Source organism: Candidatus Formimonas warabiya (assembly GCF_002777255.1).
Classification (GTDB): Bacteria; Bacillota; Dehalobacteriia; order Dehalobacteriales; family Dehalobacteriaceae; genus Formimonas; species Formimonas warabiya.
Genome location: NZ_CP017634.1, coordinates 6,350,717 through 6,369,630, shown reverse-complemented (window position 1 = coordinate 6,369,630; position 18,914 = coordinate 6,350,717). Strand labels below are relative to the sequence as shown.

General features: G+C 42.6%; 15 protein-coding genes and 1 pseudogene. 4 read left to right on the top strand and 12 right to left on the bottom strand.

Annotation, left to right across the window (positions count from 1 at the left end; translation table 11 throughout):
- The first annotated feature begins 3 nt into the window (after positions 1-3).
- A complete protein-coding gene (locus DCMF_RS28685; protein ID WP_148137613.1) occupies positions 4-366 on the top strand; it encodes a cupredoxin domain-containing protein in 363 nt (120 codons plus the stop codon).
- A gap of 716 nt (positions 367-1,082) precedes the next feature.
- Here DCMF_RS28685 and DCMF_RS28680 read toward each other — a convergent pair.
- Entirely contained in the window at positions 1,083-1,559 is a 477-nt protein-coding gene (locus DCMF_RS28680) for a hypothetical protein (protein WP_148137612.1), read from the bottom strand.
- Between the two features lie 301 nt (positions 1,560-1,860).
- Positions 1,861-3,315: an IS1182 family transposase gene (locus DCMF_RS28675; RefSeq protein WP_236860051.1), complete on the bottom strand. Its 1,455-nt coding sequence runs from the start codon at positions 3,313-3,315 to the stop codon at positions 1,861-1,863.
- Between the two features lie 434 nt (positions 3,316-3,749).
- Between DCMF_RS28675 and DCMF_RS28670 the strand changes: the two genes are divergently transcribed.
- Both DCMF_RS28670 and DCMF_RS28665 read left to right on the top strand, forming a co-directional pair.
- The gene (locus tag DCMF_RS28670; protein WP_148137611.1) at positions 3,750-5,405 is read left to right on the top strand and encodes a helix-turn-helix domain-containing protein; all 1,656 of its coding nucleotides are present in this window, start codon (positions 3,750-3,752) and stop codon (positions 5,403-5,405) included.
- Positions 5,406-5,574: 169 nt separating this feature from the next.
- The gene (locus DCMF_RS28665) at positions 5,575-7,050 is read left to right on the top strand and encodes an IS5 family transposase (protein WP_148137610.1); all 1,476 of its coding nucleotides are present in this window, start codon (positions 5,575-5,577) and stop codon (positions 7,048-7,050) included.
- A 288-nt stretch (positions 7,051-7,338) separates the two neighbouring features.
- Here the strand turns inward: DCMF_RS28665 and DCMF_RS28660 are convergent, their stop codons facing one another.
- From DCMF_RS28660 to DCMF_RS28615, 10 genes and pseudogenes are all read right to left on the bottom strand, one after another.
- Positions 7,339-7,656, bottom strand: coding sequence for a type II toxin-antitoxin system RelE/ParE family toxin (locus DCMF_RS28660; RefSeq protein WP_148137609.1), 318 nt, complete (start codon positions 7,654-7,656; stop codon positions 7,339-7,341).
- Entirely contained in the window at positions 7,640-7,921 is a 282-nt protein-coding gene (locus DCMF_RS28655) for a type II toxin-antitoxin system prevent-host-death family antitoxin (protein WP_148138115.1), read from the bottom strand. The genes DCMF_RS28660 and DCMF_RS28655 overlap by 17 nt, the downstream gene beginning before the upstream one ends.
- A gap of 201 nt (positions 7,922-8,122) precedes the next feature.
- The gene (locus tag DCMF_RS28650; protein ID WP_148137608.1) at positions 8,123-9,376 is read right to left on the bottom strand and encodes a Wadjet anti-phage system protein JetD domain-containing protein; all 1,254 of its coding nucleotides are present in this window, start codon (positions 9,374-9,376) and stop codon (positions 8,123-8,125) included.
- On the bottom strand, positions 9,369-12,755 hold the full coding sequence (locus DCMF_RS28645) for an ATP-binding protein (RefSeq protein WP_148137607.1): 3,387 nt from the start codon (positions 12,753-12,755) through the stop codon (positions 9,369-9,371). Before DCMF_RS28645 ends, DCMF_RS28650 begins: the two co-directional genes overlap by 8 nt.
- Complete coding sequence (locus DCMF_RS28640) at positions 12,724-13,356, bottom strand: DUF4194 domain-containing protein (protein ID WP_148137606.1); 633 nt, start codon at positions 13,354-13,356, stop codon at positions 12,724-12,726. The genes DCMF_RS28645 and DCMF_RS28640 overlap by 32 nt, the downstream gene beginning before the upstream one ends.
- Positions 13,357-14,763, bottom strand: coding sequence for a Wadjet anti-phage system protein JetA family protein (locus tag DCMF_RS28635; RefSeq protein ID WP_148137605.1), 1,407 nt, complete (start codon positions 14,761-14,763; stop codon positions 13,357-13,359).
- A 721-nt stretch (positions 14,764-15,484) separates the two neighbouring features.
- On the bottom strand, positions 15,485-15,778 hold the full coding sequence (locus DCMF_RS28630) for a DUF6602 domain-containing protein (protein WP_335582442.1): 294 nt from the start codon (positions 15,776-15,778) through the stop codon (positions 15,485-15,487).
- Between the two features lie 140 nt (positions 15,779-15,918).
- Positions 15,919-16,766: pseudogene (locus DCMF_RS28625) on the bottom strand (BRO-N domain-containing protein); the annotation flags it as partial.
- A gap of 375 nt (positions 16,767-17,141) precedes the next feature.
- Positions 17,142-17,348, bottom strand: coding sequence for a type II toxin-antitoxin system RelE/ParE family toxin (locus tag DCMF_RS28620; RefSeq protein WP_236860373.1), 207 nt, complete (start codon positions 17,346-17,348; stop codon positions 17,142-17,144).
- A 90-nt stretch (positions 17,349-17,438) separates the two neighbouring features.
- Positions 17,439-17,720 carry a type II toxin-antitoxin system Phd/YefM family antitoxin gene (locus DCMF_RS28615; protein WP_148137603.1) on the bottom strand — a complete coding sequence of 94 codons (282 nt, stop codon included), beginning with the start codon at positions 17,718-17,720 and terminating at the stop codon, positions 17,439-17,441.
- Positions 17,721-18,000: 280 nt separating this feature from the next.
- On the opposite strand from DCMF_RS28615, the gene speE reads away from it, so the two are divergent.
- Complete coding sequence (speE, locus tag DCMF_RS28610; protein WP_148137602.1) at positions 18,001-18,843, top strand: polyamine aminopropyltransferase; 843 nt, start codon at positions 18,001-18,003, stop codon at positions 18,841-18,843.
- The last annotated feature ends 71 nt before the right edge of the window (positions 18,844-18,914 follow it).

The window sequence follows — 18,914 nt, the reverse complement described above, 5'->3', positions numbered from 1 at the left end:
TCAATGAAAAAAAATTTATTAATCATCATGTTATTAACCTTTTTATTTGTTACATTGATATTAATAACCGGATGCAGCGGTACCACTCAGGCACCGGAATCAACTAGTGAACAGCAAAACTCAGCCAGTAACTCCATCGCCATTGAAAATTTCGTATTTAACCCTGATACTATTAAAGTCCCGGTCGGAACATCCGTTGAATGGATTAATAAAGACAGCGCTCCCCACACCATCAAGGCTGAGAAATTTAATAGCGACAGTCTATCTACCAATGATTCTTTTAAGTTTACCTTTGACTCCCCTGGTACCTATGAATATCAATGCGGTATTCACCCATCTATGAAAGGAAAGATAATTGTTCAGTAGTTCCCCCGGGCCCTGGCTCTTCATGAAACATAATAAGTTATGAAATAAATGAACCGGCTTGGAATCCTAACCGGTTCATTCTTCTATAACTTTAGCAGCCTGCAAGTCCTTTTGTGCTTTGTTTGAGTGAAGAGTTAGGTAAAAAAACGCTGCTGTCAAGTCAGGGCTAAAAAATTATTTGTAAACCAATAATATTTTCAAAATAAAACGTCTTTATCTATACCGTGCTAATTCTTCTTTCGTCAGAATATATTCCTTAATAGGGCTTTTTCTATATCTTAAATTCGTTTACCTTTTACTTTATAGAAATACTCCTCTGCTTTTCATTGATATATGGAAGGTTATCAGTGATTATATTTAGGTCATAACCGTTTTTATAAAATATGTCATAAATGTATTTATAAAGCTCATATGAATCCTTAATAGAATTTAGCTTTGTTGGTCTAATCTTATACTTTTTTAGAGTGCTATTTCGAGTCTTGGTATAGAAGATTATCCTGATTACCAATATAGTGAACAATTTTATTTAGTATATATAAATAATGTAATCAATCAACAACTATCCGTTTTGAATGGTTTGAGGTTAGGTGAATATAGATGCCATTGTTATCGGGCACAAGATAAAGAAACAACGCTGATGCGAATGTTCATGACCATAAACTTGTAAGTGGGCATAAAATAAGGCATTGAGAGACTACATAGAAATGCATGTTATCCTAACGCAAACTATTACGTCGCACATATATTGTATATTCTGGACTACCGGATAGGCCTTTAGACGTAGCAACGTCCCAGCTTTTTTGCTCTTTCATATCATGAGCAAATTTTTTAATATTTTGTAATCCCAAATAGCATCCGCATTCAAAAACAATACATACACGAGCATATAAGGATTTGCCATCGTCGTATGGACTTAAAGTCCAACTAATTCTGTGTTCGTGATCGGCGAGGCCGTGTATTTGAAAAGCATCTGCCAATGCATCAAGATTGTCAATTTCAAACAAATCACTTCTGTAGTTACCCGGCCATACCGCATAAATTTTTGCTTGTTCATTGACGGCATTTTTATAAGCAGCTAATATTTCACTATATTCATTGCTTATCTGTGTAACCTCGCCGCACTTATCCACTTGGATATAACATACGATGGGAGAACTGTATGGAAAACTCTCGGTATCCTTTGCACTTCTCACAGCATTGTACTCCTTTTTATGGTCAAGGATTTATTAATTACCTTTATTATACTGCAGATGAAGAAAAAGGCAATCAAGAAAATCGTTCCTATAGATTGATTTCTCAATTCCTATAAAAACGATTTTGGTGCGAGTAATGTGTTCATAACGATAAGTTTGCAAACCCGCATAAAATAAGGGCACTGAAAAATCCCCGTTTTTAGAGACGGGGATTTCTCAGTGCATAAATATGCGTTGTAATTTTCGTAGGAATAAGCGGAAAATTTGTTGGGTTTCGCTTGAAATAAAAAAGCAGCCCCAATCAGGCCGGATTTAGTGCGGAAAGCTTAACTATCCGCTTCACATTTACCACAAACGCTGTAAAATACGTTTGTAATCGCATGGCGTCAAGCCCCACGGAATCGGCTTTGCCAAGACCGTGCGCCACTTTCATTTCACCGTTTTTTTCTTCAATACGGTGCCGGATTTTCAGCCGTTCACGGAAGTATTCACCGGCTTCAAATTCAAGTCTTAGGCGGTTTTTCTCGTTCGGCTGCGTGATGCTGTAACTCCGTTCTTTCGCTTTTGATTTCCCAACACGGCACTGCTCCCATAGCGGGCATTTTCGGCACTTGACTTTGCTAAACACATATCTCAAATAGGTATTCCCATTCTCTGCGGCCCTTTTTTCAACACGCATAGCCAATTCCCCTGCCGGACATTGTAACAATCCGGCATCTTTGTTGAAAGAAAAACCTTCATCCAGCGACGAGGCGGCAGCAGCCGCCACAGCGGAATTCGTTTTAGCGAAAAGCATCACGCCGTCTTCTTCGCAAGTATCAAGGTTATCTTCGCTGACATACGCCATGTCGCCAATAATTTCCTTAACCTCAACACCATTGTTTTGGGATTTTTCAAGTAGTGCCGGAAGTTGCTTGCAATCCGCTTCTCCACCGTGTGTGACTTCAATGCCTGTTATGATCCGCTCTTCGCTCATAGCCAGATGGCTTTTATAACCGAAAAATGTACTGGTTGCCGTTTTGTGCCCAAAGCGGGCATCCTCATCGTTTTTGGAACGTATTTCACGAATACGCTGTGTGTCCAGCAATTCCTTAATGCGCTCATACAGTTCAATCAGCGAAATTTTCTCGCTTTGCAGTATGTCCTCTTTGACATTTTCAAGCAAGTGGTATGTATATTCGATTTCCTCCGCCAATTCTGCGGTTTCGCTTGGCTTTTCCGGAAACTTTTCGGAAAGCTCTATCATCTCACGGTAAATCTTTCTGCGGAATTGTTTGCTAAGTTCTCTCAGTACCTGTGTGACCGTTTTGGGCCGTGCCGCCGAGTTTGTATGGGTAGAATCCACTATGATCGCTGTGGATTTGATGATTCCTTTTTCTATCCCTTGCCGTATGGTTTCTCTTAGCATATCTTCCAAAATATCTTCTGTAATGCGGGTCTTGCGAAATTTTGTGAGCAAACTTGGATCTATCATTTCAGCTTCTGGGTCTAAATCCAGAAAGTATTTGTATGCCATGTCGGTCTGCGCGCCACTTATTAGCTTTTCGTCAGACAAATCGTACATTTTTTTCAAAAACATCAGCTTGAACATCATCTCCGGCTCCTTAGCCGGGCGCCCGAAGTTTTCACAATACTGTTTCCGCAACATGGGATTCACAAAGCTGAAATCTATATGCTCTTTGATTTTTCGCAACAGGTGTTCTTGGGGAACCACGATATCATAAAGCCCTTGATATGGTGACAAGGACAATTGCATTTGACTGTTGTCCCTCAGCATTCTCTCCCGCTCCCATCCATCCTTTCTTTCTATGCATAATTATACCAAAAATATATGAAAAAATCCATCCCGCTTATGCGAATGGACTTTTTCAGTGCCCTTATAAAATAAGGCTTTACGGTTATAAGCAAACGAATAATTACATAGCTTTCTTTATGGCATAATAAGTTTATTTGCAGGATGGCATTACTATGGGGTCATAGAAAAGAGTATCCTGCCGTTACCTATTGATGAAGGAAATGAACGGGCACAAACTTGCGGTACAAAAAACGTCGCAGAGATGACAGGATGATAGCAGTACGTTTTCTCTTATCCAATCGAATTATCTCTTTTCTCATCTTGACAATTTTGTATTGTTGAAATACAATATAAAGAAACGTATTTAAACAATACAAAATGTGGAGGGAGATTGTATGGAAGCTCTTAACAACAGACTATTGCAGTTTAATTCAATGATGCTTCTTAACAAACGCGAGGTATTGGAGTCATTCGATGATTTTGTTGCACACCATCGCAAAAAAGATAATGAGGAGGGTTATAGTGAGGGTAAGCGAAAAGTATTGCTTTCGCTTTGTGATGAGTTTCGGAATGAATTGGAGAAAAGCGACATTCCCACACTGACAAAACCTTGGCTCTATTATGATTACTCCATTACCAATGATGGTATTGAATTATCATTGTTCAAGTGCGACAATGATATTGAATTTGATGATGAAGGCGAAATATCTTCCATGTCTTCCAGTGAAGAATATACTTTGGTGAAAGTAAAGTGCGACTATCTGACTGTTGAGCAATATGCAGAATTATACGATGTTACTACTACTACGGTGCGTCAGTGGATTCGCCGTGGAAAACTGCGAACGGCAAAGAAAAAAGGGCGTGATTGGCTTATTCCTGCCTTAGCCGACAAGCCTAAGCGAGGGTTTGAAAGCGCCACATATCATTGGAATGTACTATCCAGTGATATTCTTGCTGTATTTCCTTTTCTAGCCGAAACGAACCGTGTGTATCTTTTTCAAGATGATGAGGACAAAAAGTTATTCAATGCAATCACGGGCTGGCCTGGGGAAAATAATCGGCAACAAGTTAAACTAACAACCAAAGAGCGTGAACAACTGGAAATCATGCTAATTGCTGCACCAGGGGTAAAAGTCGAAGATTTGAGTACAGGAGTTCGTTATGTGCCAGCCAAACGCAATTTTTTGCTGCCAGTTCTTTCTTATCAAGATGATAGTATGACAAACAAAACGTTTTCGTACAGTAACATTATTGTTCAGCAGCATAGTTCAGATACGGCTCATTTTTCGCCCGACAATGAACCAAGGGATTCTTTCAGCTTCGATTACACATCGACATATCTTGTTCCTGTTCATTGGACATTTTGGGGTGTGCCGCATGATGCTGACGATATTTTCTACGATGCTTTGGATAACGGTAATTACGCCGATTGTACAAAAATTGGTGTTCTTTCTGGACAGCTCATATTATGCAAGCAAATGATAGCAAATGGCTACGATCCGCTTACGGTGTGCGATGATGAATCAGCCGATTTGGAGTATGTAATGTCTGCCCTTGTTGATCAAGGTGGCCCACTAAATGAATGGACTGGAGAACCCTTATTGGATATTTTCTATATACATGAACTAACAATAGAAGAATCCTTACAAAGACAAGGATTGGGGAGTCGTATTTTACAGGAACTACCTTGTCTGTGTCGGGAACTACTGCATGTCGTGCCGGATATTCTCACATATTATCCTGCACCGACGGAACGCAACTGGCATACAGAAAGTGAAAGAGAGGTTGCTCTGCGTAACATAGCGGTAGAGCGGGTTGCAAAAGCCATTACACCTGATCATAATGTGAATCAAAATACCTCGAACACGATTTCCTTTGCGGACAAATATCGATTCAGCGACGATGAAACCAAAATGATTATGGGGTGCAGGCATAGTGGTTCTTCCTACCCAGAAGTCTTAAAAAATATACGATTGATTGCTTTTTATCAAAAGAATGGATTTCAGGAGTTGGGCGATACTAGGTTGTTGTACGCTTATACTGAAATGTAGGAGGAATATATCATTTCGCCCTTAAGTATATCATGTCTAAATAATACATAGGGTTTACTGAAAAACCTAAAAATCCTTGATAATACTGGGAATATAGGGAGACTTTTGGTACAATAATGTAAGGAAAATGACAAATTTCTTCAAAAATCCTTGCATCGGGAGGCCAAAAATGTACCGGAAACGTAACCGCAAACAAATCACATTAGTGGAAAACTTTTTCCTTCCGTTTGGAGGAAAACTCAATAAAAACAACCGTTGGGTAAAATTAGCTGAAATCATACCCTGGGATACCATAGAAGAAAAATATGCAGCCACGTTTAGCGACAACGGGGCTCCAGGGAAGCCGGTCCGTATGGCCTTGGGTGCAATAATCATCAAAGAGAGATTAGGGTTATCTGATGAAGAAACATTGCAACAGATCATAGAGAATCCTTATCTTCAGCTGTTTATCGGATTACAAGAATACACCAATGCCGCACCTTTTGATGCATCATTAATGGTGCATTTCAGAAAACGTTTTGACCTAAAAACCATGCAAGAGATCAACGAAATGATCTGCTTAAAAGAAAAAGAGGCAAACCAAAGAGGAAAAGATGATCCTCCATCTACGGGAGGTTCAAGCCCCGATCAAACAACAAAAGAGCATAGTACCTGTGCATCTATTGAAAATACCAACAAGGGTAATCTCATATTAGATGCCACCTGTGCCCCAGCTGATATTCATTATCCAACAGATACCTGGCTCCTAAATGAAGCCAGAGAAAAACTGGAAGACATCATGGATGAGCTACATCAACCTTTGGTCGGTAAAGTAAAGAAGCCAAGAAACTACCGGGAAAAAGCCCACAAAGAATATCTACGATTTACCAAAAAGAGAAAACCAAACAAAAAGGCGATTAGAAAAGCCCTGAGCAAGCAGCTTAGATATATCAAGCGGGATCTAAAAATCATCGAAATCTTGTCCCACCAAAGTTCTTTAAGCCTGCTGTCAAGGCAGCAATATAAAGAATTATTGGTAATACAGGAGATTTTCCGGCAGCAGACATTGATGTACCAAACCGGTACCCACCAGGTAGACGACCGGATCGTAAACATCAGCCAGCCCCACATTCGCCCTATTGTAAGGGGTAAAGTATCTGCTGAAGTAGAGTTTGGAGCAAAGGTAACCATCAGTGTCAAAGACGGATTAGCATTTATCGAAACATTAAGTTTTGACAATTACAACGAGAGCAAAATACTAATAGAATCGGCAGAAAAGCACAAACAACGATTTGGATGTTACCCGGAAGCGATCATGGCGGACAAAATCTTCCGGAACCGGGAAAATCTTCAGTTTTGCAAAATAAACCATATTCGCTTAAGTGGTCCGAGACTTGGCAGACCGTCAGCCAAAGAGCTGGAGGAACATCGCCAGCATCAACGAAGCGATGAAAGTATTCGCAATGTTGTGGAAGCAAAGTTCGGCGAAGGGAAAAGAAAGTATGGCTTAGGCCGAATCATGGCACGTCTTCAAGAAACCAGTGAATGTGTAATTGCTTTACAGTTCTTGGTCATGAACCTGGAATACAAACTCCGGAAACTTTTTTTACTCTTTTTCAAAGACCAATTTATGTTTTCGTTTTTCAATTTAGCTTGGTCTGTATGATAAAAAATGATTTTTTCAGCAAGCCCTACATAAAAACAGACTGACGTTTAGTCAGCCTGTTTTTGTCGTTACGACCATTCGAAGGCCATTCGTAGTGAGAAGTTAGGCCAAAAAACGCTGGTGTCAAGTCAGGGCTAAAAATTTCATCGGCTAAAATAAAAAAACAACTCTGCGGTAAGCAGAGCTGTAAATAAAAATAATAGGGGTTTCAAAAATTACACCTCCCAGACAGCAAAACCGCCGCATTTCTACGACGGCTTTCACGTATTCACATTCATTTGCTTTTGTTTACAACAGCCAGCCATAATCCTGCCGACAGTCTACCACGGCGGTGATATAAACGACGTTATCCTGAAGCTCATAAAGCGCCAAATAATGTTTTTCAAAAAGCATCTTGCGGTATTTTTGAAAGGGGATTGCTTCATGCTCCAGCCATGGATTTCGCTCCGGCATGACGGCAAGGCCACCCGTCATTTCAATAAACGTTTCGATCAGCCTGTTGGCGGCCGGCACACTGACGTTCGCCAGAAAGCGTGCGTGCGCTACGAGCATATCCCAGGAAGTTTCCGTGATTTTGACCGTGTACGGCTTATTCCTTTCGGGCATCGGCAACCTCCGCGACGGCCTTGCGCATGGCAGCTACCGTTTCCTCTACTGAATAGGTCCGACCCCTTTGGATGTCGAGCTCCGACTGTAGCAGTTTTTCCTTGAGCTTGAGGAGACTCTCGCGCCGGGCAAACGACTCCACATCCATCACCACCAGATCGCCCTCGCCGTTTTTGGTGAGATACACCGGCTCTCCTGTCTGTCTGCACAAATCAGAAATCTGATTGTAGTTTTTGCGTATGGCCGCGGAAGGTTTTATGTTCATCATGAAAATCACCTCACTCAGTAGCATTAAGATATCCTTATTATATGCTTATTATACTACCTATGCGCTGATTTGTCTATCAATATCTCGTGTTCAGAACCCATACCGTCGTTCATCTATACGCGACGACGAAACCGTCTATAAACTAGTAAAGGATCGCTCTAAATAACGGTCGGACTCAGTGTACGCGTTTGTATAGAATTATAAATCGTTCAGCATAACCTCCTGCTCAATTGTAACGTCATAAAGCAGGAGCGCTTTTATTGTATCTGCAAACACGGCGTTTTCCGGTAAAGCAAGAAAACTTTCCAACTCTTTCATGTATCTGCTGTTTCGCTTAAGGCCAAGGAGAGCATATCGTTCTACTTCCATTGCCCCCATTTTCCAAGGAATAAGCCCCGGAGCTAGATTTTTAAGTTGACTGAACATTTTAAAGCCGCCAATATCGATGTCTCCCCAGAATAAGTACTCGGTATATGCTGGGCACGAAGATAGGATCTGCGATACAAATTTCTTTTTTTGAGGGCTTAAAAAGCCGCCGTGGAATACGACCAACTCGTCATTCCGATGGGCTTTTTCTATGTATTCGTTATAATTGGTCTTGTTTTCAATGAACACAATTTTATCGACAATGTCCATATGTAGTTTTCGGATGCCGAAGACCGCTGTGCTTGTCACAGCGCATCCAAACCTGGAAAGCGAAGAAAAATCGCAGATACCATCCTTGGTTTCGATGGCCAACGGCCCGGCAAATTCGTATATCTCCGGGCAGGCATATATCCCCAGATAGGCAAGCTGTTCCCGGTCGCTCAGATTCTGATCTGAAAGCAGTTCAGCCAAGGTCGGGCCATACGCGCGGGCAATAGCCAGAAAATCGTCCCGGATATTTTTTTCGAAGTATTTGGAATCATGGTAACAGGCAATGCTGAAAGCCCGCATGGTCATTCCGCTGTCGTCAAGCCGGTCATAATGTTCCAAAGCGTTAAGAAGGTCTGCGAAATGCGCGGGACCTTTCTTATAAAGACCGGATAGACGATCAGCGGAACTGAGTTTTTCCGCCTGCGCAGTCAAGAACATTTTAAGCCAGGGTGTGTTCACGCGTTCATCCAACGCTTTAAGTAAACTGCAATACGTATCGATCTGGTTTTGCAGCGGTTGGCGCCCTGCCAGTGTATAAGACGTTTCAAGCCTTTCGAGATTCAACCAGAGCTCTTTGACTACCAACTGCTTCCGTCCCGGCAGCCACTCGGCAAAAATAACCTTTTTTTCTATTAAATCACGAATTGCAGCATTGAATGCGTCTCTGATATTTACATTTTGATAATCATATTCCGGCAGACCGTTTTCCGATGACTTGATGAGTACACGCCGGTTGGAGCGGCCTGGTTCGTTGAAATGCGCGCTCTGTTCATATTTATCCAGCAGTCGGTTCAGAATCAGCTTTATCTCATTCATCCAGCTTGTCCTCCAAATCCTTTGACCAGGGTAATATTTGCATTCTGTACCCGTCTTTTAAAACCAGCAGTGTACGATCCGCTTCGGGCATGATATCAGGAAGCTTGTCCGGCGGCGTGCAGATGACGGCTTGCAGTTTCATTTTCCGAAGCAGCCGGATGCTCTCGACGATACGTTCGCTGTCCATCTTATTAAAGGCTTCGTCGAAAATAACCAGCCGCATGGTATTGCCGAAGCTGCTGGTATCATTGACGCGATAGATCTGTGCGAAAGAGGCGAGAATGGCTATATAGAAAGGCGTCTGCGTTTCTCCGCCGGACTTTGTGTTCAAGGTTTTACTGAGCAGTTGGACACTGCCGTTTTGATCCGTCGTCTCCAGATCAAAATGCAGATAAGTCCGGTAGTCAGTATATCGCTGAATATTGGCCTGCAGCTCACTCTGCTTCCTCTCATTGAGCTGCGAGTCGTCGGAGGCAACGATTCGACTGAAAAGGCTATCAATCAGCGCTTCGTATCTGTTCAGAAAGGAAGATGAAAATAATCCGCCGCTCTCCTCCATAAGGTCCGGATCCATAATCATGTCGTAATATTCCGCATAATCCGGGTGTCGGCCTACGATAAATCTGTAGCTGTCTGTTCCAAACTGTGCTTTTTGCAGAGCGCGGTTCAGATCTCGTACTTGTGCCTGCACCGAATCAATATTGGTTTTCAACTTGGCCAAAAAATCGTTCTGAAATTGCTCAAAAGCGCTTTCTCTGGCTTTTTGTATTTTTTCTCTGTATTTTGGAAGTTCGCTTTCCGAAAGTCTCTTGAGCTCCGCGGCGAACTCCTCGTTATCCATGGCGTCCGGAATAAAACGGCAGGGCGGGTATGAATTTACATAGTCTCTCCTGGCAAAGACAAGCCTGCGCCTGCTGTCGTCGTACTCTTTTTTGCTTTGCTCCTGTCGGCTGTGCCCGAAATTATTGAAGATCGTGTTAGCCCGCTTCAGCCTTTGTAATTCTTCCTGGTAGCGGGGCTCTCCGGTTTTTTCAACATATTCCGGACTGAACAAATCCTTAAACGTACCCTGTTTCTCCTGTAGGGCTTGATAATGCGCGGGAAGAACTTCGCATTCCAGTTCATGCAATCGCTTTCTGCACAATTCCCGCTGATTTGAGCATAGCTCCTTGTCGTCCAATTTTGAGGTTAATTGTTCCTTGACCTTGAAAATAACATCGTCTATTTTCATAAGCCAGGTCAGATCCAAAGCGTCGTATGCTTTTTCAAGATCTGTCAGCTGACCGGCAAGCTCTTCGGTGCGGCCGAATTTTTCAATGGAATCTCTGATAACGGTCTGAACATACCTTTCAGTGATCAGCGGTTCTTTCTCTTTATGTTGGATCAAAAATTCACGCGTTGTCTTAATCGCCCTGAGTGTATCGGACAGTGTTTGCTGCGCAAGCTCAAGACGCTCAAGGCGCTTCTTGATCGCAAGTTTTCCGATATAGGCATCGGCCATCAAGGCCGGAGAGAGCGGACGGGCCACATAACCCTGATACAGCATACCGTCCGGAGTAATAGCTGTTCGGTATTTTCGCAGTTTTGAGACTTCCAGGCAGCGGACCACCCGCCCCAGCAGATAATCAATGTAGGAACGGGCAAGGTGGTTTTTCGTCTCCACAACCACGGCAAGGCTATCCGGATTTCGCCTGAGATTTTCATTTTCACGGAGCTTGCCGATATCCACAAGACCGTAACTGTGTAGGTCCTCGTTGCGCTTAGCGTTGTCGAAAACATGAAGGGCCGCCTGATAATGCGCGGGTTCGACCAAAAGATAGAATTTCTGCGTGTTGAGGTATCCCTCAATAGCGCCCTGCCATGTTTCGTCTGAAATCTCAAGCAGATCGGCAAGAATATAAACATTTGTTCCCGGACCGAACCTTTTGCCCAATTCTTCTTCTATCGCCTGCCGCAGGCGCAAAAGCCGTTTGTCATAATCCTTGACGCCCTTTTGCAGCTTGGCGATGGCGGCGGAGTTGGAGTCGTATTCCTGTTTTTTTTCGGAAAGCAACTTATCGGCATTGTAGAAGCTCTCGTCAAGCTGATTTTTAAAAGAGCGCATTGCGATTTGTACAGCCTCAAACACGGATAGATCAATACGGCCGAAGTCACCGGGAGAAAATTGCTCCACTTTTTTAAGTTGTGCTTGCAACTCTTTTGAGCAGACAATCAAATGGGAAATATCAAGCACGTGATCGCGTGTGTTTTCGCCGCCGGAAAGCTTGCTGCAAAAACCAAGCCACTGGATTGTCTCGAGCCTTAAGTCCTGCGCCGTGTTTTTCAGTTCGTCCAAAAGTCTTTTGCGTTCGGATTCCACGTGGAATTTTTGCTGTTCCAGACGCTCGCGTTCTCTGAAGACATCGCTGTTCGCCCTGTCGCTGATAAGCTGCTCCAGGCGTTTGTTCAGATCGTTTATCTCACCTTCAAACGCTTCATAGCGCGTCGTCAGTTCACCCGATAGCTCTGTTTTGTCCCGCCGCTCGTTTTCTAGCTTTAGAATGGCACTTTCCTCTATCTCTTTTTCCGCGCGGAGAAAGAGATAGTGATGCAGCCGCATCCTGTTCAGGGCACGTTCACTGCTTAAATACAGCTCCTGAATGTTGAGTAGGGCAGCCTGCTTCTCCTCCTGGCGCTGGGCGAGCCGCTCCTGATGTTTGTAATCCTGGATGTTCTGCTGCATTGCGGTAATATCTAGCCGGTCGGGAAGGTCGCAGACATTTTCGGTAATAAACTGCTGGATGTTGACGATCGGCCGAAAAGATACCGCCTTTTTCAGCATGCTGAATATTTGATCCGTATGGATATTCCATTTCGCGGCGATGGCGCTTTTATATTTTTTGTGGCTGTCATACATCTCGCCCCGGGATTTATAGTTGTTTTTTATATATGTTCGGAGCTCTGAAATATCCATCGGTTCTCGGTTTTCAATAAAACAATTATCCGGTATAGGTCCGTCAAAAGAAAAGAACTGGGGGCGTTCGCTGCCGTCGTTATAGCAGTCAAACACAACACCAATGGTAAATGGTTTTCCCGTAAAGTCATCGCCGAACTGACAGGCTATATAAGTTTCAAAAGAACGCCCTTTCCTTGAATATGGGTTATTATCATCCATATCCGCACGCAGATATCCTCGCAGCGTGCGTTCGGAGCTTTCGTTAGCCGCCTTATTGAAGTTTCTGCTACTCAGCTCGCCAAGCAATACGATCTGAAGCGCATCGATAAAGGTTGTTTTGCCCGAAGCGTTTTTGCCGGTAAGAAAGTTAATATCCTCGAAGCTGATCATCTGCTTTTCAAAATACAGCCAGTTAATCAACAGCGTTTTCGTCAGCTTCTTCATCGCTTTCATCCTCCTTTCGCAGCTTGGCAACCAGCGCGTTCAGTTTCTCCGCGGACACAACCGTCAAAATGGTCGGCAGGATGGTGAATCTGCAATCCGCGTCAGAGTATTTTCCTTCCAGACCTTTGATTATATTATGGTCTTCAAGCAACTTCATAGATCGCCTGAATTCATCCATGTTGGGCTTCTGCCGAAACACACCGAAATCCGTAACGAGCTTTTCCAGGACCCCCTTTACCTCGCAGAGCACATCCTGAAACAGGCCAACCCGTTCGCTGTTTTCATCATAGATAAGGCGCAGAGCCAACAGGATTGCGGTTGGTTTGCTGCCAAGTATCAGCCTGTTGGCGTCGAGATTGTTTATGACATAGAAGTAACCATTGTATTCATCTTGATGCAGCTCCCAACCCAAAAGAGAGAGGTAGCTTTTAACGGTTTCGGAGCGGAGCGCAAGAAAATTGTATTCCGGGTTATTTACGGTGCTTCCGTCAGGCTGATAAATTGTTCTAAGTAAGAAAGTCTGTCCGAGAAGGTGATTGCAGACAGACGTAAACATCTCTTTTTCTTTCGCTGTAAAGTCATTGATGTCCGATAAATCCAATTATCGCACCTTCTTTCTTATGAATCTTACAGACGGCAGTTCGTATTTGTTTGAAGCTACGACACCACTAACCGGTTCAATGCGGTAAAAGCTGTCTCTGTCACTGGCGGCAATCACAGCCAGCCCAGAAAGAATATAGTCCATATCATTTTCGATGGGCATATCCTTGGTATAGGCTATATCAGCGTTTCCCAGCAGCTTTTCCATATACGCACGAATATTTTTCTTATTGTATGGACTGTTTATTGCAGCTCCAAACTCGTCCAAAGCTTTGCGGCTGAGATCTACGGATTCCTCACTTATCAGTACTGGATCGCACTTTTCCCTTTTCCCAGGCCTTCGCTGTGAATAAAGGCTTCCTTCGCCCATCCAGGATTGGGCAAAAATCTGAAAAACGGGCTGAATTCTATCCGTAAGTTCAGAAGCTTTCGAAGTGTCGGAAAGTGCGTTAAGCAGATAAACCAAATTGCCGCGGACTGTCTGATCGTTATTGGAAAGGCTCTCAATTTTTTGTGTTGTCGCCCGGGTATACCGGCGAACCTTTATATCTATTTCATTGAGGTATTCATTTTCAAAATCCTCATAGCTTTCCTTGACAAAAAAAAGTTTGGAAACTATATCCGCACGACATTTTTCAAGAGAATCAAATCGTTTTTCCTGCAAAGCCGCATTTGCCATCGCATTCAGGAGATCGTTATCTTCCAGCCACGAATCCAAGACCTGCTGGATTGGCACTTTATATTTTGGAATCGAATCTTTAATTTTAAGTGGACGGATATATGCTTCGACAACATGCTGTAAAAAATCATCGAAATGCATAGCAAGCACCTGATTGACGTCGCGCATGTCAATCTGCTGCTGAAAATAGCGGTTAATATTATGATATACGGTTTTGAGCATCTTGATAAGCGCAAGGGTCTTGTCATACGCCCCGTTGAGCGCCATCATTTTTTCATAAGCCCCGCCGTCCGGATCTTCATGAGCCATACGGAGGGTGGAATATGTATCATAGACAAAGGAAAAGCCGCTTGATCTATTTTCCGAGGTCAGTTCGGAAAACAGCTCGAGAATTTTGATACTGTAATCAGGCAAAATTATGTATTCTTCAAAGTCGTCGCCGCGTTCAAGTTCGATCCATCCACGCTCCTTCAGCTTTCGGATCAGAAAACGCGCTCTTCCGGAGAGGTCCTGCGCCTCTTCTTCAGAAATCCCATCTTCGCTGAACTCAGAACGTGCAAGCTCATCCTCCAGCCTGCTTCGGATCATGGTGAAAAAGGTGTTTTTTTGTATTTTTAAATTCTCTCGAAAGGCATCGTACAATACTGATAGAGCATCAGCATATATAAGCCGATTCGGAGATGCAAGTATGGAAAACAACTCCTCCGGGACTACATCAAACAGGCGCATAACTTCACTCCCGATATACCCTCCATCATTTTACTGACAAAAAATTTCAGCGCTAATGAGTAGTATTTTATCGAAAAAAGTAAGTTTTTGTTATTATTGAGTTTATTTTAACACAGCATAGAATTGCTTGTCATTATTGATATATTTTTGATTTAATTCTCTTCCTTTCTTAATTGGGTGGGAGAAAAGCTCTATCATCGGAGCTTCCTGTTGATTTAACATGGGGCTCGCGCCCCAGACTGTGTCAAAAGCTCCTGGCCCCTAAAGGGGAGAAGCTACGGAGAAGTGCCAAGAAAAGCAGGGATTACGCCCTGCAGACAGCCTGTATTGTTCTCTTCGCTCCCAGAATGTTGATTACCCGCTTCATGTTTAAAGCTAAAAAGGAAAGCGTAAATTCACCGGGCTTCATAATCAACTCAAATTTCTTGTATTTTTCTATGGTTTGATACAGTCTGGCCCCATACCCCGCGAGGATTCAAGTCCCTGTTCGCGGCAACACAAAAAAACTGCTGTCGCGATGATAGCAGGTTTGTTCTTTCATTGGAAGATTATAAGAAAAAATACCATTAAAAATCTTGCGCGAACTCCGGCCATCTACAATAATTCGTCCATTATTACCTGCCGTATCTATTATATCTACAATTGATCTTGCTCGTATTCTTGTCTTAACCTCAATAATACCCAAAACTGATTCACCAGTACATATAACAAAATCACCCCCTCAAAATAGCAGTGGATAAGTATTATCGTAGACAATAATGTCAACTTGGCTTGTAATTTCGCCATCGTTGTTTCTGACAAAACCAGTACCAACGGAAACATTTTTGGGAACAATACGCCTTAAGTAATTCATTAATATAATTTCTTTAAATCTGCCTTCTTCTGCCCAGCTTGCATCATCGATCAAATTCCTAACCCTATTTTCATAAGCTTTAAACTCTCGTGCAATGATTTTTGATATTCGAGATAATCTGGCATATGAAATCCCCCAATTCAAATATATAATAACGTCCATCTTCCTTTTCTTGTAATATTTCTTTAGGAACAGCAAACCATTTGGTAAACTAAAATCCATATCATCCGTGACTTCAAATAGGGAACTTCACGTTTCTTTGAAGTTTGCAGATTAATCAACCGTTTTCCCAAATCATTGTCGGAATCTTCTACGGTATCTGAGAGAAGCCGGGAAAAATCAACAGCACCCTTCGCAGTGATAACAGGTTTTCCGGTTCGCTTTTCGACAGCACGTCTTGCTTCGCCGGCTGCCTCTCCGCAAGAATGGGCAACAAGCTTATTTTCCTCAAATGTTTGCGGCGTCTGTTCCTTCGATATTTCTATGGTCGTGGCTTCGGCCAACATATTCAGTACCAGTTCCAAGGTGGACATGTTATCGCGCAAATTCTCCTTTTTAAGTTTCTTAAGGCGCTTGTACTGCCGTGTAGTCATACCAGACTAAGCTTTTGTAATCTCGTCCGTAAGGATGGCATATTCGGCACCTTGCTTTACACCACGATTATCCCACTCATCGCTAAGTTCTTTTTCCGCACTTGGATTGCCTGCAAACGCTGGTTAATCCATTCACGGCTATACCCCTTTTTCAGATATGTAGCAAGTGCGCGGTCTTTGGTCAGTTCAGGGTCGATTGTTTCTTCTATCCGCTCCCGCCCGACCGATGCCAGCCACAACTTAAACGGCTCAGCTTTTGGGGAAGGAATTGATTGTATAATACGCAAAAGTTGTTCAGTATTTGCAACATCGGTCAATCGCTTTTTCCCATCTGTGGCAGTCATTTTCAACTGCTTACAATTTGTAAGCAGTTCAGCGCCTTCTTCAATCAAGCGTTTTTTCAAAACAGCCCAGTACGTACTCGCACTGCGTGGTGTTGCTTGATCGGTTAATACAGCCACAATATCCACAACAGAAAAATACCATTCCTGTTCTTCCTCGTCCCAAGCCGTGCGAATTCTTTTATCCTCAAACAACTGTATAGTATTGTCATTCATCTGGTTTCCCTCCTTAACATTCTTGATCAGCTTCTGTGTTCCCATCCACTCTTGACAATATAATTATAATCCAGCTTGGCTTTTAATTGTGGCAAATGCGCCATAATTAAAACTCGGATATTCCTGTACCATAACATTCATTTTTGGATCTCACTTTATGCTTGCCCGCTAAGCGAACTCATGTTCTATTATATTCTTTTAAGCTATATTATTCAATATTTTGAGTACGGGAATAGAATATTTTGTAAAAATATAAAAAATTAAAGAAGCCAATCACTTTACGAATGCAGTAATCGACTTCTTTCGATAAAGTATTATGGAAAGTTAGGCCAAAAAAGATGCCCTAGCTTCAGTAAGCAGGAAAAAGTATCACCGTCACAGAATATGATGCCAATCGCGTCGTGTGTAAAGAATTCTCTCTACATCAACGACTTTTAATTCTTCATCTATCGTGAAAAAGACAATATAATTCTTTACGAGCAACTTTCGATATCCCATCATTGCAAGCCGATCATCAGTTACAAGAGGGCATTTTTGTATGACCGCTAAGCCCGTGATGGCTTCCTCAATGGTGTCCGTCATCTTGAGTGCGGTCATCGGTGCTGACAGCTGTGCTGAGAATATCGGACAATGTCACGCAGGTCGTTTTCGGCAGGTTCAGATACATCAACCCTATATTTTGCCATTAGTTATCTCCTGCCGGATATCTCGCATCACATCTTCAAGTGGACGCTTTCTTCCAGCTATTACCGCTTCCCTGCCCTCATCAAGCAGATGATAAAGTTCGAGTTTACCGTTGAGCATCTCATAGGTCTCAATGCTCATAACGGCCAAATCTCCTTGTCCATTTTTGGTAATAAAGACGGGCTCTCTGCTTTCATGGCAGAACGTAGAGATCTCATTGTAGTTGTTCCTTAAGTCCGTGCTGGATTGAAACCATCCTCCTTGCCTAATCTAAAGATTTATGCACGAATTTCTTTAGCTTATCAAGCCTAAGTGATGGGAGGATGGGCCCTCCGTCCCAGGTAAAGACAGGCTGCAGGTACTCTTGGGCAAATTCCTTTTTCCCAACTTATGAAGCTAAAATAGTAAACGGCACCTTTATACCGCAAACTAAAAAATATGGAAGCAAATTACTCCCATCTCTAAAATTAAAGATTAGGGAGGAATTCGTTGCAATGTATGGAACTAAATACCTGTGGGGTTTGTCTGAAAAATCTTAGGAGGATTTAAAATGGAATTGTGGTTTTCCGAAAAACACACGGATCATTGCCTGTTTTCGGTGAAAGTAAAGCAGCATTTGCTTTCCGAAAAGAGTATTTACCAACAAATAGATGTTTTTGACACGGAAGATTTCGGGATCATATTAGTGTTGGACGGATTCATCAATGTATGCCAAAAGGATGAATTTATTTATCATGAAATGATCACCCATGTACCGATGGCAAGTAATCCGGACATAAAAAGCGTCTTAATCATTGGCGGAGGAGATGGAGGCACAACCAGAGAACTCTTGCGCTATGACACCATAGAAAAAGTCGATCTGGTGGAAATAGATGAAGCAGTTGTTCAAACAGCTTTAAAATATTTGCCCTTTACATCCTGTATGCTGCACCATCCCAAATTAAAGTTATATTTTGAAGATGGGGTAAATTTTGTCAATGAAAAAAATAATTTATATGATCTGATTATTATTGATTCCACCGATCCCATCGGACCGGGCGAAGGACTCTTTACGAAAGAATTTTATCAAAATTGTTATCAGGCGCTTACGGAAAAAGGGATATTAATCAATCAAAATGGAAGCCCTTACTACGAAAGAGACGCCCTGGCCATGATCAAAGCCACTAAAAAAATGGAAAGCATTTTTGACCTGGTTAAAGTATATCAATATCATTTGCCTACTTATCCTTCCGGTCATTATTTATTTGGTTTTGCGTCCAAGAAAATAGACCCCACTGCGCATCTGGACGCCGATCGCTGGAACTCTTTAGGCCTTGCCACCAAATATTATAATACTGCTCTTCATTTAGGCGCCTTTGCTTTACCCAATTACGTGATCGATCTGATTAAATAGGAGGAGACCCATAGTTTATAATCGTATCCATTGACTTAAATATTTTATGGCAGAAAAAAGCCCGCAAGGGG